This is a genomic window from Bacillus sp. FMQ74 (assembly GCF_001875785.1).
Classification (GTDB): Bacteria; Bacillota; Bacilli; order Bacillales; family Bacillaceae; genus Bacillus; species Bacillus stercoris.
On record NZ_MOEO01000001.1, the window covers coordinates 660,782 to 677,857 of the forward strand.

Sequence of the window (17,076 nt, forward strand, 5' to 3'; positions counted from 1 at the left end):
ATGAGCTTAGCACCACATGGAGGAACATTAGTAAACAGAGTAAATGAATCATATGATGTGAGCAGCATTCAAAAAGAAATTGAACTTGATTTAATTTCTTTCGCGGATTTGGAATTGATCGGTATCGGCGCATACAGCCCGATTGAAGGTTTCTTTAATGAAAAAGATTACGAATCTGTTGTCGAAAACATGCGTCTTTCTTCCGGCGTTGTCTGGTCTCTTCCAATCACACTTCCGGTCGATTCGCAAAAAGCAGCGGAATTGTCAGTTGGTGAAACGGTAAAGTTAACGTATGAAGGAGACACATACGGCGTTATCCAAATCGAAGACCTGTATGTGCCCGACAAACAAAAAGAAGCTATCAATGTGTACAAAACGGATGAGCAGGAGCATCCCGGTGTTAAAAAACTGTTCAGCCGCGGCAATACATATGTCGGCGGACCGATCACGTTGATTAAAAAAGCTTCAAAACAGTTCCCTGAGTTTACATTTGAACCGGCAGAAACAAGACGCCAGTTTGCTGAAAAAGGCTGGGAAACGATTGTCGGCTTCCAAACAAGAAACCCTGTTCACAGAGCGCATGAATACATTCAAAAAACGGCTCTTGAAACAGTAGACGGCTTGTTCTTGAATCCGTTAGTAGGCGAAACAAAATCCGATGACATCCCAGCTGATGTACGGATGGAAAGCTACCAAGTTCTTCTTGATCATTATTACCCGAAAGATCGCGTGTTCCTTGGTGTCTTCTTGGCGGCAATGCGTTATGCAGGCCCGAGAGAAGCAATTTTTCACGCGCTTGTCAGAAAGAACTACGGATGCACACATTTCATCGTCGGCCGTGACCATGCAGGTGTAGGCGACTATTACGGAACATACGAAGCACAGGAGCTGTTTGACACATTTAAACCTGAAGAACTCGGGATTACACCGCTTAAATTCGAGCACAGCTTCTTCTGTAAAAAATGCGGAAATATGGGAACAGCGAAAACATGCCCTCATGGCAGAGAGCATCACGTCATTTTATCAGGCACTAAGGTAAGAGGTATGCTGAGAGACGGTGTGCTGCCTCCTGCTGAATTCAGCCGAAAAGAAGTCGTAGAAGTGTTAATCAAAGGGATGAAGAAAAAAGAAGAAGTAGGCGTATCTTAAGGAGGATTGGCAGTGACAAATCGCGATATTGTATGGCATGAAGCCTCTATCACAAAAGAAGAGTACCAGCAAAAAAACAAGCATAAAAGCTCCATTCTCTGGCTGACAGGGTTAAGCGGCTCAGGTAAATCAACCATTGCCAACGCCGCTGCGAGAGAATTGTTTGAGCAAGGCTACCAAGTCATTGTGCTGGACGGGGATAATATCCGTCACGGCTTAAATAAGGATCTTGGTTTTTCTGATGAAGACCGAAAAGAAAACATCCGCCGAATCGGAGAGGTGGCAAAACTTTTTGTTCAGCAGGGAACCATTGTCATTACTGCTTTTATCTCTCCTTTCCGCGAGGACAGACAACAGGTTCGCGAGCTTGTGGAAGCTGGCGAATTCAATGAAGTATACATTAAATGCGACCTTGATATTTGTGAACAAAGGGATCCGAAAGGGCTCTACAAAAAAGCAAGAAACGGAGAGATTCCGTTTTTTACAGGAATTGATTCTCCTTATGAAGAACCCGAAGCGCCAGAGCTCGTTCTTGATTCAGGACAGCATGACCGTGAAGCGTGTAAAAATCAGCTGATCGAGTTTGTCAAACAAAAATTGAGCTGAATATGATCTGCTGCGTTCTTCTCAGATGCCGGAATGCAAGCGAGAACAACATCACAGCGAATGTTCTGGAAGAACTCGAATAGATCGGGGGAAATACGATGGGAAAAGTATATATTGTAGGAGCGGGTCCCGGTGACCCTGATCTGCTGACGATTAAAGCGCTGAAAGCCATTGAAAAAGCTGATGTCATCTTATATGACAGATTAGTAAGTAAAGAGATTTTACAATATGCCAAAGAGCAAGCAGACCTGATCTACTGCGGGAAGCTTCCAGATTTTCATACGATGAAGCAGGAAACCATCAATCGCTTTCTTGTGAAGTATGCGCAAAAAGGGAAAATGGTTGTCAGACTGAAAGGCGGTGACCCTTTTGTGTTCGGCAGGGGAGGGGAAGAAGCGGAATGCCTCTCTGAAAATGGGATACCGTTTGAAATCATCCCCGGCATTACGTCAGGAATCGCGGCAGCCGCTTATGCCGGGATTCCTGTTACTCATCGGGATGCGGGCTCTAACGTCGCATTTGTAACGGGTCATTATAAAAGTGATGAAGATTTTGAGGAAAAGTGGAAAGCGCTGGCTACAGGAATTGATACACTTGTCATCTATATGGGTATCAAAAACGTGCAGCAGATTGAAAGAAAACTCCTTGAAAACGGCCGGGACGGTTCTACGCCGGCAGCCTTTATTCATTGGGGAACAACGGACAAGCAAAAATCTGTTTTTTGTACAGTTGACACCCTTTCAGAAACGGTGATAAAAGAAAACATTACAAATCCGAGTTTAATTGTCATTGGAAATGTTGTAAATTATCACTATAAGCTGGAATGGTTTGAATCTGAACTGAAAAAACAAGATTTAAGCGAGGCGTTGTAAAATGAAACAAGCGATTTTATATGTCGGCCACGGCAGCCGGGTCAAAAAAGCTCAGCAAGAAGCCGCAGCCTTTTTGGAAGGGTGTAAGGCACACATCTCTGTGCCAGTACAAAAAATCAGCTTTTTAGAGCTTCAGGAGCCGACAATTGAGACAGGATTTGAAGCATGTGTGAAGCAAGGCGCCACTCATATCGCAGTGGTGCCTCTGCTTCTTTTAACAGCTGCGCATGCAAAACATGATATTCCGGAAGAAATTGCGCGTGCTGCATCCCGATATCCGTCAGTCCATATTTCATACGGAAAGCCAATCGGGATTGACGAAGAAGTAGTCAAGGCTGTATATCACCGAATGAAAGACATAGGCGTTCCATATGAAAATGCCAGAGTGGTGCTCATCGGAAGGGGAAGTTCAGATCCAGATGTCAAAAGAGACGTGACCGGTATTGCTAATCTTCTTCAGGAAATTGTTCCAGTCAAGGAAGTCATTCCGTGCTTTTTGACAGCATGCGGCCCGAATTACAAAGAGGTTTTTTCAGAACTTGAAAAAGATGACGGCATAACAACCTTTATCGTTCCGTATTTGCTCTTTACGGGTATGCTGATGAATGAAATCGAACGAGAGGTTCAGAAATTAAAAGCTCATAATCCGAATGTCTACCTCTCTTCTTATATCGGTTTCCACCCGCATGTGAAGAACGCATTTTTAAACCGTGTGAGAGAAACTGCGGCAAATCCTGAGGGACAATTTGATTTTGATGGAGGTTCATATGCTTCCGCTGCACATTAGCCTGGAAAAGAAGAAGGTTGTCATTGCGGGGGGCGGCAGCATCGCTCTCAGAAGACTGAAAACGGTGATTTCTGAAGGAGCTGATATAACGCTTGTCAGTCCGGATGTTGAACCGGAAATCAAGCAAATGGCAGAAGATCGACGCATCAAATGGAAAAAACGGACGATCGAAAAAGAAGATTATCTCAATGCTTTTTTCATTATTGCCGCGACGGATGATGCGGCAGTGAACAAAGAAATTGCCCAATCTGCTTCGCCTTTTCAGCTTGTCAATTGTGTCAGTGACGCTGAGCTTGGCAATGTATATATGCCGAAAATCGTAAAAAGAGGGCATGTCACTGTGTCTGTTTCTACAAGCGGAGCCAGTCCAAAGCACACAAAAGTGCTTGCTGAAAACGTGGAAAAGCTGATTGACGGCGATTTTGTTGCTGAAGTGGATAGGCTTTATCAAGTGAGAAGAAAGAAATAAGCCAGAGCATACAAATGCTCTGGCTTTTCTTTATGCGGCTCAGCTTTTTTTCAGCTTGATGACAGTATCAGCATCTGGTGTGACAAAGACGGTATGCTGGCTGTCATAGGTGACGAAACCGGGTTTCGCGCCGTTCGGTTTTTTGACATGCCTGATTTTTGTATAATCTACAGGCACGGAGCTTGAATCTTTAGCTTTTGAAAAATAAGCTGCAATTGTCGCGGCTTCAATGATTGTTTGCTCATCCGGTTCGCTGCTTCTGATCACAACGTGGGAGCCAGGAATGTCCTTCGTGTGAAGCCAAATATCATCTCTGGCTGCCGCTCTTGTCGTTAAATATTCATTTTGGCGATTGTTCTTCCCCACTAAAATCGTCAGTCCTGAGGAGGATTCGTATGTTTCTAACACCGGGTTGTGCGTTTTTGGCTTTTTCTGGCCTTTTTGCTGCTTAGGGCGTAAATATTTGCCCTCTACAAGCTCTTCCCTGATTTCGCTGATATCCCGGGGAGAAGCGGACGAAAGCTGCTGAATCAGCTGGTCAAAGTATTCGATCTCTTCCTGTGCCAGCCTGATTTGCTCCTCGACAACCGCGACCGAATTTTTCGCTTTCTGATACTTCGTGAAATAGGCCTGGGCATTTTCGGAAGGTGTTTTGTTCGGGTTTAAAGGAATCGTGATTGTCGGGCTTTCTTCATCATAATAATTGATGACCTCAGCCTGTTTATCACCTTTTTTCAACATATATAAATTAGCTGTTAAAAGCTCCCCGTAAAGCTGAAATTCCTTCGCGTTTTCCGAATACTCCAGGGTTTTCTCTAATTTTTTGATTTTGTTGGCATTCTTCTTCCGTTCGTTCACAACAAAACGCTCAAGATCCTGAGCCTGCTGTTTGACTCGGTCTCGTTCAGCTTTTCCGAAATAAAAACGGTCGAGCAGGTCGCTTAATGAATCAAAACGGCGTGCTTCGCCTTTTAGATGAGTCAGCTCCAGCAGATAAAAATATTCCTTTCCGTTTACAGTCGTAATATTGGGAATGAAACGGTGCTCCTTTACTTCGGCAAACAGTGCCAGCAACGCTTTTGGCAGTGTGACTTTGTTAGCAAGGCCAGCTCTGTGAACCGCTTCTTTGGCAAAAAGCGGAGACACGCCTGAAAAGTGGTCGACAATTTGTTTATCAAGCCTTCCTTCTTGAAAGCTGAGGTGACGCAAAATATCATCTTCTGACGCCTCAAGAGGCGATATTTTGTCCTGAGCAGGCGGAAGCTTATAATCTTGGCCGGGCAGTACTGTACGGTAGCTGTTCATTGACGGTGATAAATGTTTAAGTCCGTCGATAATCACATTTTCTGCTGCGTCAGTCAAAATGATATTGCTGTGGCGGCCCATAATTTCTACATAAAGCTTTCGTACGGTTTCATCGCCAATTTCGTTTCGGCTTTTGATATGAAAAATCATAATGCGGTCTAAGCCCGCTTGTTCAATTTTCTCAATGAATCCGCCTTCGATATGCTTTCTCAGCAGCATGCAAAACATTGGTGGTTCACTTGGATTTTCATAAGCTTGTGTCGTGATATGCACCCGTGAATAGCTTGGATGTGCCGATAATAATAGTTTTTGGTTTTTCCCCTTGGCACGGATGTGGAAAATCACATCGTGCTTATATGGCTGATGGACTTTTGTAATTCGTCCGCCCATTATTTTCTCGTTAAGTTCGTGTGTCATTCCGTATGTAAACATGCCATCAAACGACATATGCAATACACCCTCTCATTCTTCCTGCATTCGATAATTATAGCATGAAATGGGACGAGTCAGAATAAGCATGCTTATAGAGTGATATCTCTATAAGAGAGCAGGGGAGTGGACGAGCGGAATGAAGTTTCATGAAATGGGACAAACAGATTTACTAGAGGCAACCAATACGTCCATGAAACAAGGATTAACAGAAAAAGAAGTGAAAAAACGCCTTGACAAGCATGGGCCAAACGAGCTGCAAGAAGGGAAAAAAACTTCAGCGCTTCTTTTGTTTTTCGCGCAGTTCAAAGATTTTATGGTGCTTGTGCTTCTGGCGGCAACGTTAATCTCAGGATTTCTTGGTGAATATGTAGATGCGGTTGCGATTATTGCGATTGTGTTTGTGAATGGCATACTCGGTTTCTTTCAAGAAAGGCGTGCTGAGCAATCTCTTCAGGCATTAAAAGAGCTTTCAACACCGCATGTCATGGCACTGAGGGAAGGAAGCTGGACAAAGATTCCTTCTAAGGAACTTGTGCCGGGGGATATTGTGAAATTTACGAGCGGGGACAGGATTGGCGCAGACGTTCGAATCGTTGAAGCGAGAAGCCTTGAAATAGAAGAATCAGCGCTGACCGGGGAATCAATCCCGGTTGTGAAGCACGCTGATAAACTGAAAAAACCGGATGTTTCACTCGGCGATATTACCAATATGGCATTTATGGGAACGATTGTGACCCGCGGCAGCGGTGTCGGGGTTGTCGTCGGGACAGGGATGAATACGGCAATGGGGAAAATTGCTGACATGCTTGAATCGGCTGGGACGTTGTCAACCCCGCTGCAAAGAAGACTGGAGCAGCTTGGGAAGATTTTGATTGTTGTTGCATTGCTTCTGACCGTTCTTGTTGTTGCTGTCGGTGTTATTCAGGGTCATGATCTGTACAGCATGTTTTTAGCGGGTGTCTCATTAGCGGTAGCCGCCATTCCAGAGGGGCTGCCGGCGATTGTCACAGTGGCGCTGTCGCTTGGTGTACAGCGGATGATTAAACAAAAATCCATTGTTAGAAAGCTTCCTGCTGTTGAAACGCTTGGGTGTGCGTCTATCATTTGTTCAGATAAAACAGGGACAATGACCCAAAACAAAATGACGGTGACACATGTCTGGTCCGGAGGGAAAACATGGAGAGTGACAGGGGCCGGGTATGAACCGAAAGGAAGCTTCACACTGAACGAAAAAGAGGTCAGTATCAATGAACATAAGCCGCTTCAGCAGATGCTTCTGTTCGGAGCGCTCTGTAACAACTCCAATATTGAGAAAAGAGACGGTGAATATGTCCTTGACGGAGATCCGACAGAGGGAGCGCTGCTCACCGCGGCAAGAAAAGGCGGTTTTTCAAAGGAGTTTGTTGAATCAAACTACAGGGTGATTGAAGAATTTCCGTTTGATTCTGCACGGAAAATGATGACTGTCATCGTAGAGGATCAGGACAGAAAGCGTTATATCATTACAAAAGGTGCACCGGATGTACTGATGCAGCGATCTTCACGTATTTATTATGACGGCTCAGCCGCTCTTTTTTCAAATGAAAGAAAAGCAGAAACAGAGGCGGTATTAAGACATTTGGCATCTCAGGCGCTCAGAACGATAGCGGTCGCCTACAGGCCGATAAAAGCAGGCGAAACACCGTCAATGGAGCAGGCGGAAAAAGATCTGACCATGCTTGGACTTTCAGGTATCATTGACCCGCCGCGGCCGGAAGTCAGACAGGCGATTAAAGAATGCCGTGAAGCGGGAATTAAGACCGTCATGATTACAGGTGATCATGTGGAGACCGCTAAAGCGATAGCGAAAGATCTGCGCCTCCTTCCGAAAAGCGGCAAAATCATGGACGGGAAAATGCTGAATGAACTTTCTCAAGAAGAGCTTTCTAATGTAGTGGAGGATGTGTATGTATTTGCCCGCGTTTCTCCTGAGCATAAGCTGAAAATCGTAAAAGCCTATCAGGAGAACGGGCATATCGTGGCGATGACGGGAGACGGCGTCAATGATGCCCCTGCCATTAAACAAGCTGATATCGGCGTCTCTATGGGCATTACCGGGACAGATGTGGCTAAAGAAGCGTCATCTCTTGTGCTCGTGGATGATAATTTTGCGACGATTAAATCAGCGATAAAAGAAGGCAGGAACATCTACGAAAATATCAGAAAGTTTATTAGATACCTGTTGGCTTCTAATGTCGGAGAAATCCTTGTCATGCTGTTTGCTATGCTGCTCGCCCTTCCTTTGCCGCTCGTTCCGATTCAGATTTTGTGGGTCAACTTGGTGACGGACGGATTGCCGGCAATGGCGCTCGGTATGGATCAGCCGGAAGGAGACGTAATGAAGCGCAAGCCCCGTCATCCGAAAGAAGGGGTATTTGCCCGCAAGCTAGGGTGGAAGGTCGTCTCCAGAGGATTTTTAATCGGAGCTGCCACTATTTTAGCATTTATCATTGTGTACCACCGCAACCCGGAAAATTTGGCTTATGCCCAGACGATCGCATTTGCAACATTGGTGCTGGCCCAGCTTATTCATGTTTTTGACTGCCGAAGCGAGACTTCTGTTTTCTCCCGAAATCCGTTTCAAAACCTGTATTTAATCGGTGCGGTATTGTCATCCATTTTGCTGATGCTTGTAGTGATCTACTATCCGCCGCTTCAGCCGATTTTCCATACTGTAGCCATCACGCCGGGAGACTGGATGCTCGTCATCGGTATGTCCGCCATCCCTACTTTTTTGCTGGCGGGGTCACTTTTAACAAGAAAAAAATAAATCCATATGATATAATCTAAGGGGTAATAGCATGTCTATTGCCCTTTTATTATGAGAACAGGGAAGAATTGGGTGTTTTAAAATGATACGAAGTATGACAGGCTTCGGCAGTGCAAGCAAAACACAAGATGATCTCTCTGTAAGCGTAGAACTTAAATCTGTGAACTACAGATTTAAAGAAGTGAACGCTCGTTTGCCAAGGCCTTTGCTATATTTTGAAGATAAGCTGAAACAGACCATTCTGCAGCATATCCAGCGCGGAAGAATTGAGCTTTTTGTATCTGTTGACAGTGATATGCTTGTTGAGAAAAAGCTTGAGATTGATTGGCCGCTGCTCGATGAGTTTGTCGCAGCTGCGAGAGATATGAAGAAGCGGTATCAATTGTCTGCAGAGCCCGATGTAATGGATTTCTTTAAGCTTGATCACGTCGTCCAGGTTCATGAAGAACAGACGCAAAATGACAAGCTGGAGGCGTTGATCACCGATGCTGCAGAGGAAGCAGTAAAAGGTCTCTGTGAAATGCGTGAAAAAGAGGGGCTGCTCTTAGCGAAAGACTGCCTGATGCATATTGATCAGCTTGAAGAGCTGGTGAGAGAGACTGAATTGCTTGCTGCAGATGTCGTATCTCGTTACCGGGAACGGCTGTACGCCAGAATCAAAGAATGGACTGAAGATGTATTAGACGAGAGCCGGCTTGTAACAGAATGCGCTATTTTTGCAGACCGCTCTGATATTACTGAAGAGATTACCAGGCTGAAGAGCCACTTCGCCCAGTTTCGTGATATATTAGCTAGTGGCGGAGCTGTCGGGCGCAAACTCGACTTTCTCGTTCAGGAGCTCAATCGGGAAGCAAATACGATCGGCTCAAAAGCAAATGATCATCAGATCACAAAGCTTGTCGTTGAAATGAAAAGTTCTATTGAAAAAATAAAAGAACAAGTGCAAAATATAGAATAGTGACTGTGCGTATTGTTTACAGACGGTCTTACTAGGCTAAACTAGAGACGTCTATTTTACAGGGGGAACGTAGAAGATGACGATTAAACTGATTAATATCGGATTTGGCAATATCATCTCCGCCAATCGGATGATTTCGATTGTCAGCCCGGAGTCTGCGCCAATCAAACGGATGATCCAGGATGCAAGAGACCGCGGAATGCTAATTGACGCTACATACGGACGAAGAACCCGTGCAGTTGTCGTCATGGATAGTGATCACATTATCTTATCTGCCGTCCAGCCTGAGACAGTTGCACACAGACTTTCTGTTAAAGAAGAAATTATGGATGAAGGGCAGGGGTAATTGCCGCATGAAAGAAAGAGGGTTATTAATCGTTCTCTCAGGTCCCTCAGGAGTTGGTAAAGGAACGGTTCGACAAGCGATCTTTTCGCAGGAAGACACAAAATTTGAATATTCGATTTCAGTAACCACAAGAAGTCCAAGAGAGGGCGAAGTGAACGGAGTCGATTATTTTTTCAAAACAAGAGACGAATTCGAGCAAATGATTGCGGACAACAAGCTGCTTGAATGGGCAGAGTATGTCGGCAATTATTACGGCACGCCTGTCGATTATGTTGAACAGACGCTTCAAGATGGAAAAGACGTCTTTTTAGAAATTGAAGTTCAAGGGGCTCTTCAAGTGAGAAATGCTTTCCCGGAAGGCCTGTTTATTTTCCTTGCGCCTCCAAGCCTTTCTGAACTGAAGAACAGAATCGTGACACGAGGCACAGAAACAGACGCTCTGATTGAAAATCGAATGAAAGCCGCAAAAGCTGAGATCGAAATGATGGATGCTTATGACTATGTCGTTGAAAACGATAATGTCGAAACGGCTTGCGATAAAATCAAAGCAATCGTTCTTGCTGAACATTTGAAGCGTGAACGCGTTGCACCAAGATATAAGAAAATGCTGGAGGTTGAATAATCAATGTTAGATCCGTCAATTGATTCTTTAATGAATAAATTAGATTCAAAATATACGCTCGTGACTGTTTCTGCGAGACGCGCCCGTGAAATGCAAATCAAAAAAGACCAAATGATTGAACATACGATTTCACACAAATATGTAGGCAAAGCTTTAGAAGAAATTGATGCAGGCCTGCTTTCGTTTGAAAAGGAAGACCGCGAATAGTAGCACAAGTAGCAACCTATATCATGTAGGTTGTTATTTTTTTCCGTGCGGTTTTGTAAAGTGCAGAGGGGGAGAATTCATTGCTTAACAATCGAAATGTGTTACTTTGCGTGAGCGGAGGCATCGCTGTTTATAAAGCCTGTGCGTTAACGAGCAAGCTGGTTCAGGCAGGAGCGAATGTCAAAGTGATTATGACTGAATCAGCTTGCCGATTCGTTTCACCGCTGACATTTCAGGCATTGAGCCGCCACGAAGTCTATACAGATACATTTAAAGAACAAAATCCAAGCGTCATTTCTCATATTGATGCCGCAGACTGGGCCGATTTGATTATCGTAGCGCCGGCTACGGCTAATGTGATTGGAAAACTGGCAAACGGCATCGCTGATGATATGCTGACGACAACATTGTTGGCAGCGACGGCTCCCGTTTGGATCGCGCCGGCGATGAATGTTCACATGTATGACCACCCGGCAGTCAAACGAAATATTTCTGTTCTTTATCAGGACGGTTATCGTTTTATTGAGCCAAGTGAGGGCTATTTAGCATGCGGTTACGTCGGAAAAGGCAGATTGGAAGAGCCTGAAAACATCGTAAAGCTGGCCGAAAAACATTTTGCTGATGAAACATCCGTCCCTTTAGAAGGCAAACGTGTGGTCATTACAGCCGGTCCAACACGGGAAGCGGTTGATCCTGTCCGGTTTTTTACCAATAAATCGACGGGCAAAATGGGCTACGCATTAGCGGAGGCTGCAGTCCGGCTCGGTGCACGGGTAACCTTAATCTCTGGGCCTGTTTCACTTGATCAGCCTAAAGGCCTTGCTGAGTTTATCCCTGTTCAATCGGCAGCGGATATGCGCGAAGCTGTGCTCTCTGTGTATGAAGCAAGCGATATTGTCATCAAAACAGCTGCGGTAGCCGATTTTACGCCAAAAACAGTTTTTGACCATAAAATGAAAAAACAAGACGGCGGTATGACCTTAGAACTGAAAAGAACAGTCGATATTTTAAAAGAATTGGGCGAGAAAAAGCAGGAGCAGCTGTTGATCGGATTTGCAGCTGAAACACAAGATGTTGAACACTATGCCCGTAAAAAGCTCGCTGCCAAAAATCTTGATATGATTGTGGCAAATGATGTGAAAGCAAATGGGGCCGGTTTTGGTGCTGATACGAATATCGTGACAATCTTTTTCAAAGACGGGCATAAGCGCGAACTTCCGATCATGTCTAAGCTCGATGTTTCGTTTGAAATTCTTCAGGAGATCGCAGCCCTCTCAAAACAAACCGGAGAACGAACATGAATTTTGCAGAGGTCATCGTGGATGTCAGCACCAAAAATATAGACAGGCCTTTTGATTACAAAATCCCAGACCATCTCAAGGGCATGATCAAAACGGGAATGCGGGTCATTGTTCCGTTTGGCCCCCGTAAGATTCAGGGGTTTGTAACAGCAGTCAAAGAAGCATCTGACCTATCGGGGAAATCTGTCAAGGAAGTAGAGGATTTATTAGATCTTACACCTGTTCTGACAGAGGAGCTTATGGATCTGTCATCATGGCTGTCCGACAAAACGCTGTCTTTTAAAATAACGGCACTTCAAGCAATGCTGCCTGCCGCATTAAAGGCAAAATATGAAAAAGAATTAAAAATTGCAAACGGAGCTGAGCTTCCGCCGCAAGTGGAGCGGCTGTTTTCTGAAACAAAGACGCTGCTGTATTCAGATATACCCGATCATAATACGTTGAAACTGATTCAAAAGCATGTTCAAAAAGGGAGCATAGACGTGACCTATAAAGTCGCGCAAAAAACAAATAAAAAAATGGTGAGGCATATTCAGGCAAATGCGAGTAAAGAAGAGCTTGCTAAGCAGGCTGAGGGATTGTCCCGTCAAGCAGCCAAGCAGCAGGCGATTCTTCACTTTTTCATTTCTGAGCCAGAAGGTGTGAAAATCCCTGCGGCGGACTTGTGCAAAAGAACGGACGCGAGCTCTGCGACCATCAAAACCCTTATCCAAAAAGGGCTTTTGAAGGAAAGCTATGAAGAGGTCTACAGAGATCCCTATCAGGACAAAATGTTCAAAAAAACAGAGCCGCTGCCGCTGACAGACGAACAGAGGGCTGCCTTTGAGCCTATACGTGAGACATTGGACAGCGATGAGCATAAAGTGTTCCTTCTTCACGGCGTGACAGGAAGCGGAAAAACGGAAATTTATCTGCAATCAATTGAAAAAGTACTGGCGAAAGGAAAAGAAGCCATCGTCCTCGTACCGGAAATCTCGCTGACGCCGCAAATGGTCAACCGCTTCAAGGGCCGTTTCGGCTCCCAGGTGGCAGTCATGCACAGCGGTTTATCCACTGGAGAAAAATATGACGAGTGGCGTAAAATCCACCGGAAGGAAGTGCGACTTGTCGTCGGTGCCAGATCCGCAATTTTTGCTCCGTTTGAAAATCTCGGAATGATTATCATCGATGAAGAGCACGAGTCTTCTTATAAACAGGAAGAAATGCCACGCTATCATGCGAAAGAGGTGGCAATCAAGCGGGCTGAGCATCACAGCTGCCCGGTTGTATTAGGGAGTGCTACGCCGACATTAGAGTCATATGCTAGAGCGCAAAAGGGCGTATACGAGCTTCTTTCACTGAAGCACCGTGTTAACCATCGGGTGATGCCTGAGGTTTCGCTTGTCGATATGAGAGAGGAGCTTCGAAGCGGCAATCGCTCGATGTTTTCTGTTGAATTGATGGAAAAGCTTGAAGAAACAATTGCCAAGGGTGAGCAGGCGGTACTGTTTTTAAATAAAAGAGGCTATTCTTCCTTTGTGATGTGCAGGGATTGCGGCTATGTCCCGCAATGTCCGCACTGCGACATCTCTATGACGTATCATCGTTACGGTCAAAGGCTGAAATGTCATTATTGCGGACATGAAGAGCCTGTTCCGCATACTTGTCCTGAATGCGCAAGCGAGCATATCCGCTTTTTCGGAACGGGAACACAGCGAGTGGAGGAAGAGCTGACAAAAGTGCTGCCAAATGCAAGAGTGATTCGGATGGATGTTGACACGACATCAAGGAAAGGCGCCCATGAAAAACTACTGTCAGCTTTCGGAGAAGGAAAAGCGGATATTCTTCTCGGAACGCAAATGATCGCGAAAGGGCTTGATTTTCCGAATGTCACGCTTGTCGGAGTGTTAAGTGCCGATACAACACTTCATATTCCTGATTTCAGATCGGCTGAAAAAACATTTCAGCTGTTAACGCAAGTCAGCGGCCGGGCAGGCAGGCATGAAAAGCCCGGTCATGTCATCATTCAAACGTATACACCGTCTCACTACAGTATCCAGTTGACGAAGACACACGATTATGAAACGTTCTATCAGCATGAAATGGCACACAGGAGAGAGCAATCCTATCCGCCCTACTACTATTTGGCTCTTGTGACGGTTTCTCATGAGGAAGTGGCGAAAGCGGCGGTTACAGCTGAAAAAATCGCTCATTTTTTGAAAGCAAACTGCGGAGCTGACACGAAAATCCTCGGGCCAAGCGCGTCGCCGATAGCCAGGATCAAAGATAGATATCGCTATCAATGCGTGATAAAATACAAACAGGAAACCCAGTTATCCGCTTTATTGAAGAAGATACTGGAACATTATAAACGCGAAATTGAACAAAAGCATGTAATGATTTCAATTGATATGAATCCTTATATGATGATGTAAGATCTCACGTCTTGGAGGGTAACAAATTGGCAGTAAAAAAAGTCGTCACACATCCAGCGGAGGTTTTGGAAACACCGACGGAAAGCGTGACTGTTTTTGATAAAAAGCTAAGAAAACTGCTTGATGATATGTACGACACCATGCTTGAAATGGATGGTGTCGGACTGGCAGCGCCGCAAATCGGTATCTTAAAAAGAGTGGCTGTCGTAGATATCGGGGATGACAGAGGCAGAATTGATCTCGTTAATCCCGAAATTTTAGAGAAAAGCGGTGAGCAAACCGGAATTGAAGGATGCCTGAGCTTTCCTGGCGTCTATGGTGATGTCACACGTGCTGATTATGTCAAAGTGCGTGCGTTTAACCGTCAGGGAAAACCGTTCATTCTGGAAGCGCGAGGCTTTTTAGCGAGAGCCGTGCAGCACGAGATGGACCACTTAGACGGTGTGCTGTTTACATCTAAAATAAGCAAATACTATACAGAAGATGAACTAGCGGATATGGAAGGATGATTTGATGACGAGAATCGTATTTATGGGGACGCCGGATTTTTCAGTTCCTGTTTTAAGAACCCTGATTGAGGACGGATATGAAGTAGTGGGGGTCGTCACACAGCCGGACCGTCCGAAAGGCAGAAAAAAAGTGATGACACCTCCTCCGGTCAAGGAAGAGGCATTGCGTTACGGCATCCCGGTTCTCCAGCCGGAAAAAGTCAGATTGAAAGAAGAAATTGAAAAAGTGCTGGCATTAAAGCCTGACCTTATTGTAACGGCGGCATTCGGACAAATTTTGCCTAAGGAGCTTCTCGACAGCCCGAAATACGGCTGCATTAACGTTCACGCGTCTCTTTTGCCGGAACTGCGCGGAGGGGCTCCGATCCATTACTCTATTTTGCAGGGAAAGAAGAAAACCGGGGTTACCATTATGTATATGGTAGAAAAATTGGATGCCGGGGACATGATCTCAAAAGTGGAAGTGGACATTGAAGAAACCGATAATGTCGGAACGCTGCACGATAAATTAAGCGCGGCTGGGGCGAAGCTCTTGTCTGAAACAGTTCCAAACGTCATTGCCGGCAGCATATCACCCGAAAAGCAGGATGAAGAGAAAGCGACGTACGCGCCTAATATCAAAAGAGAGCAAGAACTGCTCGACTGGTCCAGAACGGGCGAAGAGCTTTACAACCAGATCCGCGGATTAAATCCATGGCCTGTTGCTTATACAACTCTAAACGGACAAAACTTGAAAGTGTGGGCGTCGAAAAAAACACCAGCACCAACAACAGCTGAGCCCGGCACAGTCGTTGCAGTTGAAAAGGAAGGGATTATCGTTGCCACAGGTAATGATACGGCCCTGTTATTAACTGAACTTCAGCCGGCCGGCAAAAAACGCATGAAAGGCGAGGACTTTGTGCGGGGCGCTCATGTTGAAGCCGGAGACGTGTTAGGAGTAAATAATGAAAAAAACTAGTGTTCGTGACATCGCCCTTGAAGCGCTGATCAAATTAGAACAAAACCAGGCATACAGCAACCTGCTGCTGAAATCGGTCATTAAATCAAATGAACTGAGTGATCAGGACAGAGGGCTTTTGACTGAACTTGTCTATGGTACATTACAAAACAAAATCGCGCTTGATTATATGCTTAAACCGTTTATCAATAAGCCTCAAAAGGTAAAGCCGTGGGTGATTCAGCTTCTTCGCCTATCCTTATATCAAATGGAATATTTGGAGAAGATTCCAGATAGGGCAGCCATCCATGAAGCGGTTGAGATTGCTAAAATCCGCGGACACAAGGGCATTGCTTCTTTTGTCAATGGCGTGCTTCGTTCTATCCAGCGCGAAGGTGTTCCATCCTTTGACGCCATCGAAGATCCTGTACGCCGGCTGGCGACAGAAACAAGCCATCCGGAATGGCTTGTGAAAGAGTGGGCGGATGCGTATGGGTTTGACGCGGCCGAAAAGATTTGCCGTATCCACCTCATTCCGCCGAAGCAGACGCTGCGTGTTAATCAAATGAAAGCAGACAGAGCTGAGCTGCTTGATCGGATGGCTGCTGAGGGAATCGAAGTTGAAAAAGGCGATCTCGCTGAAGATGCTGTGAAGCTCTTAAAGGGATCAATTGCCGGAACTCATTTCTTCCAAAACGGCGAAGTATCCATCCAGGATGAGAGCTCCATGCTCGTCGCCCGCGCCCTTGATCCTAAGCCTGATGAAACAGTGCTTGACGCGTGTGCGGCTCCTGGCGGCAAGTCGGCTCATATCGCAGAATTAATGAAGAACAAGGGGAGCGTTACGTCGCTTGATCTTCACAAACATAAAGTGAAGCTGATCAAAGAAGCGGCAGACCGTCTTGGCCTGACAATCATTCATGCGGAGACAATGGATGCAAGAAAAGCAGGGGAAACGTTTGAAAACGAACAGTTTGACCGGATATTGGTTGATGCCCCGTGCTCTGGTTTCGGCGTTATCAGAAGAAAGCCGGACATGAAATACACGAAAAAGCCTGATGACAGCGCGCGTCTAGCTGAAATCCAGCTGTCGATCCTGAGGGAAATCGCACCATTAGTAAAAAAAGGTGGCACTCTTGTCTACAGTACGTGTACAATGGACCGGACAGAAAATGATGAAGTAATACATGCGTTTATACAAGAACATCCTGATTTTGAACCCGATTTGTCTCTTGAAAAGCGGCTGCCCGAAAAGGCGAGACCCTTTGTTCGGGATGGAAGGCTGCAAATCCTTCCTCATTATTTCGGAACAGATGGTTTCTTTATTTGCAGCATGAGAAAGAAGGGATAAGC

General features: G+C 45.4%; 16 protein-coding genes. 15 read left to right on the top strand and 1 reads right to left on the bottom strand.

Features of this window, described 5'->3' with window-relative positions; genetic code table 11:
* The 5 genes from sat (at position 1) to sirC (ending at position 3,883) form a co-directional block, all read left to right on the top strand.
* Positions 1-1,149 carry a sulfate adenylyltransferase gene (gene sat, locus BLL41_RS03550; protein ID WP_071576815.1) on the top strand — a complete coding sequence of 383 codons (1,149 nt, stop codon included), beginning with the start codon at positions 1-3 and terminating at the stop codon, positions 1,147-1,149.
* 12 nt (positions 1,150-1,161) lie between these two features.
* Positions 1,162-1,755: an adenylyl-sulfate kinase gene (cysC, locus tag BLL41_RS03555; protein WP_015252120.1), complete on the top strand. Its 594-nt coding sequence runs from the start codon at positions 1,162-1,164 to the stop codon at positions 1,753-1,755.
* Positions 1,756-1,853: 98 nt separating this feature from the next.
* Positions 1,854-2,627 (top strand): uroporphyrinogen-III C-methyltransferase, encoded by a 774-nt coding sequence (gene cobA, locus BLL41_RS03560; RefSeq protein ID WP_071576816.1) that lies wholly within the window; start codon positions 1,854-1,856, stop codon positions 2,625-2,627.
* Position 2,628: 1 nt separating this feature from the next.
* Positions 2,629-3,414, top strand: coding sequence for a sirohydrochlorin chelatase (sirB, locus tag BLL41_RS03565; RefSeq protein WP_071576817.1), 786 nt, complete (start codon positions 2,629-2,631; stop codon positions 3,412-3,414).
* Complete coding sequence (sirC, locus tag BLL41_RS03570) at positions 3,395-3,883, top strand: precorrin-2 dehydrogenase (RefSeq protein ID WP_071576818.1); 489 nt, start codon at positions 3,395-3,397, stop codon at positions 3,881-3,883. The genes sirB and sirC overlap by 20 nt, the downstream gene beginning before the upstream one ends.
* Before the next feature lie 39 nt (positions 3,884-3,922).
* Here the strand turns inward: sirC and rqcH are convergent, their stop codons facing one another.
* Positions 3,923-5,635, bottom strand: coding sequence for a tRNA modification protein RqcH (rqcH, locus tag BLL41_RS03575; protein ID WP_071576819.1), 1,713 nt, complete (start codon positions 5,633-5,635; stop codon positions 3,923-3,925).
* Positions 5,636-5,756: 121 nt separating this feature from the next.
* Here rqcH and BLL41_RS03580 point away from each other — a divergent pair, with 121 nt between their 5' ends.
* From BLL41_RS03580 to rsmB, 10 genes are all read left to right on the top strand, one after another.
* Positions 5,757-8,429 carry a calcium-translocating P-type ATPase, SERCA-type gene (locus tag BLL41_RS03580; RefSeq protein WP_071576820.1) on the top strand — a complete coding sequence of 891 codons (2,673 nt, stop codon included), beginning with the start codon at positions 5,757-5,759 and terminating at the stop codon, positions 8,427-8,429.
* Between the two features lie 82 nt (positions 8,430-8,511).
* Positions 8,512-9,387, top strand: coding sequence for a YicC/YloC family endoribonuclease (locus tag BLL41_RS03585; protein ID WP_071576821.1), 876 nt, complete (start codon positions 8,512-8,514; stop codon positions 9,385-9,387).
* Between the two features lie 76 nt (positions 9,388-9,463).
* Positions 9,464-9,733, top strand: coding sequence for an extracellular matrix/biofilm regulator RemA (remA, locus tag BLL41_RS03590; protein WP_003154355.1), 270 nt, complete (start codon positions 9,464-9,466; stop codon positions 9,731-9,733).
* Positions 9,734-9,740: 7 nt separating this feature from the next.
* Complete coding sequence (gene gmk / locus BLL41_RS03595) at positions 9,741-10,355, top strand: guanylate kinase (RefSeq protein ID WP_003232083.1); 615 nt, start codon at positions 9,741-9,743, stop codon at positions 10,353-10,355.
* Positions 10,356-10,358: 3 nt separating this feature from the next.
* Positions 10,359-10,562 carry a DNA-directed RNA polymerase subunit omega gene (rpoZ, locus tag BLL41_RS03600; protein WP_003221520.1) on the top strand — a complete coding sequence of 68 codons (204 nt, stop codon included), beginning with the start codon at positions 10,359-10,361 and terminating at the stop codon, positions 10,560-10,562.
* A gap of 80 nt (positions 10,563-10,642) precedes the next feature.
* Positions 10,643-11,863: a bifunctional phosphopantothenoylcysteine decarboxylase/phosphopantothenate--cysteine ligase CoaBC gene (gene coaBC, locus BLL41_RS03605; RefSeq protein WP_071576822.1), complete on the top strand. Its 1,221-nt coding sequence runs from the start codon at positions 10,643-10,645 to the stop codon at positions 11,861-11,863.
* On the top strand, positions 11,860-14,277 hold the full coding sequence (gene priA / locus BLL41_RS03610) for a primosomal protein N' (RefSeq protein WP_071576823.1): 2,418 nt from the start codon (positions 11,860-11,862) through the stop codon (positions 14,275-14,277). The genes coaBC and priA overlap by 4 nt, the downstream gene beginning before the upstream one ends.
* 26 nt (positions 14,278-14,303) lie before the next feature.
* Positions 14,304-14,786: a peptide deformylase gene (gene def, locus BLL41_RS03615; protein WP_040083192.1), complete on the top strand. Its 483-nt coding sequence runs from the start codon at positions 14,304-14,306 to the stop codon at positions 14,784-14,786.
* 4 nt (positions 14,787-14,790) lie between these two features.
* The gene (fmt, locus tag BLL41_RS03620) at positions 14,791-15,744 is read left to right on the top strand and encodes a methionyl-tRNA formyltransferase (RefSeq protein ID WP_071576824.1); all 954 of its coding nucleotides are present in this window, start codon (positions 14,791-14,793) and stop codon (positions 15,742-15,744) included.
* Complete coding sequence (rsmB, locus tag BLL41_RS03625) at positions 15,731-17,074, top strand: 16S rRNA (cytosine(967)-C(5))-methyltransferase RsmB (RefSeq protein WP_071576825.1); 1,344 nt, start codon at positions 15,731-15,733, stop codon at positions 17,072-17,074. Before fmt ends, rsmB begins: the two co-directional genes overlap by 14 nt.
* The last annotated feature ends 2 nt before the right edge of the window (positions 17,075-17,076 follow it).

Excerpts from the sequence above, each read along its gene's own strand:
- sat (WP_071576815.1), top strand. The coding sequence starts at position 1 with ATGAGCTTAGCACCACATGGAGGAACATTAGTAAACAGAGTAAATGAA.
- cobA (WP_071576816.1), top strand. The coding sequence starts at position 1,854 with ATGGGAAAAGTATATATTGTAGGAGCGGGTCCCGGTGACCCTGATCTG.
- sirB (WP_071576817.1), top strand. The coding sequence starts at position 2,629 with ATGAAACAAGCGATTTTATATGTCGGCCACGGCAGCCGGGTCAAAAAA.
- sirC (WP_071576818.1), top strand. The coding sequence starts at position 3,395 with ATGCTTCCGCTGCACATTAGCCTGGAAAAGAAGAAGGTTGTCATTGCG.
- rqcH (WP_071576819.1), bottom strand. The coding sequence starts at position 5,635 with ATGTCGTTTGATGGCATGTTTACATACGGAATGACACACGAACTTAAC.
- BLL41_RS03580 (WP_071576820.1), top strand. The coding sequence starts at position 5,757 with ATGAAGTTTCATGAAATGGGACAAACAGATTTACTAGAGGCAACCAAT.
- BLL41_RS03585 (WP_071576821.1), top strand. The coding sequence starts at position 8,512 with ATGATACGAAGTATGACAGGCTTCGGCAGTGCAAGCAAAACACAAGAT.
- remA (WP_003154355.1), top strand. The coding sequence starts at position 9,464 with ATGACGATTAAACTGATTAATATCGGATTTGGCAATATCATCTCCGCC.
- gmk (WP_003232083.1), top strand. The coding sequence starts at position 9,741 with ATGAAAGAAAGAGGGTTATTAATCGTTCTCTCAGGTCCCTCAGGAGTT.
- rpoZ (WP_003221520.1), top strand. The coding sequence starts at position 10,359 with ATGTTAGATCCGTCAATTGATTCTTTAATGAATAAATTAGATTCAAAA.
- priA (WP_071576823.1), top strand. The coding sequence starts at position 11,860 with ATGAATTTTGCAGAGGTCATCGTGGATGTCAGCACCAAAAATATAGAC.
- fmt (WP_071576824.1), top strand. The coding sequence starts at position 14,791 with ATGACGAGAATCGTATTTATGGGGACGCCGGATTTTTCAGTTCCTGTT.
- rsmB (WP_071576825.1), top strand. The coding sequence starts at position 15,731 with ATGAAAAAAACTAGTGTTCGTGACATCGCCCTTGAAGCGCTGATCAAA.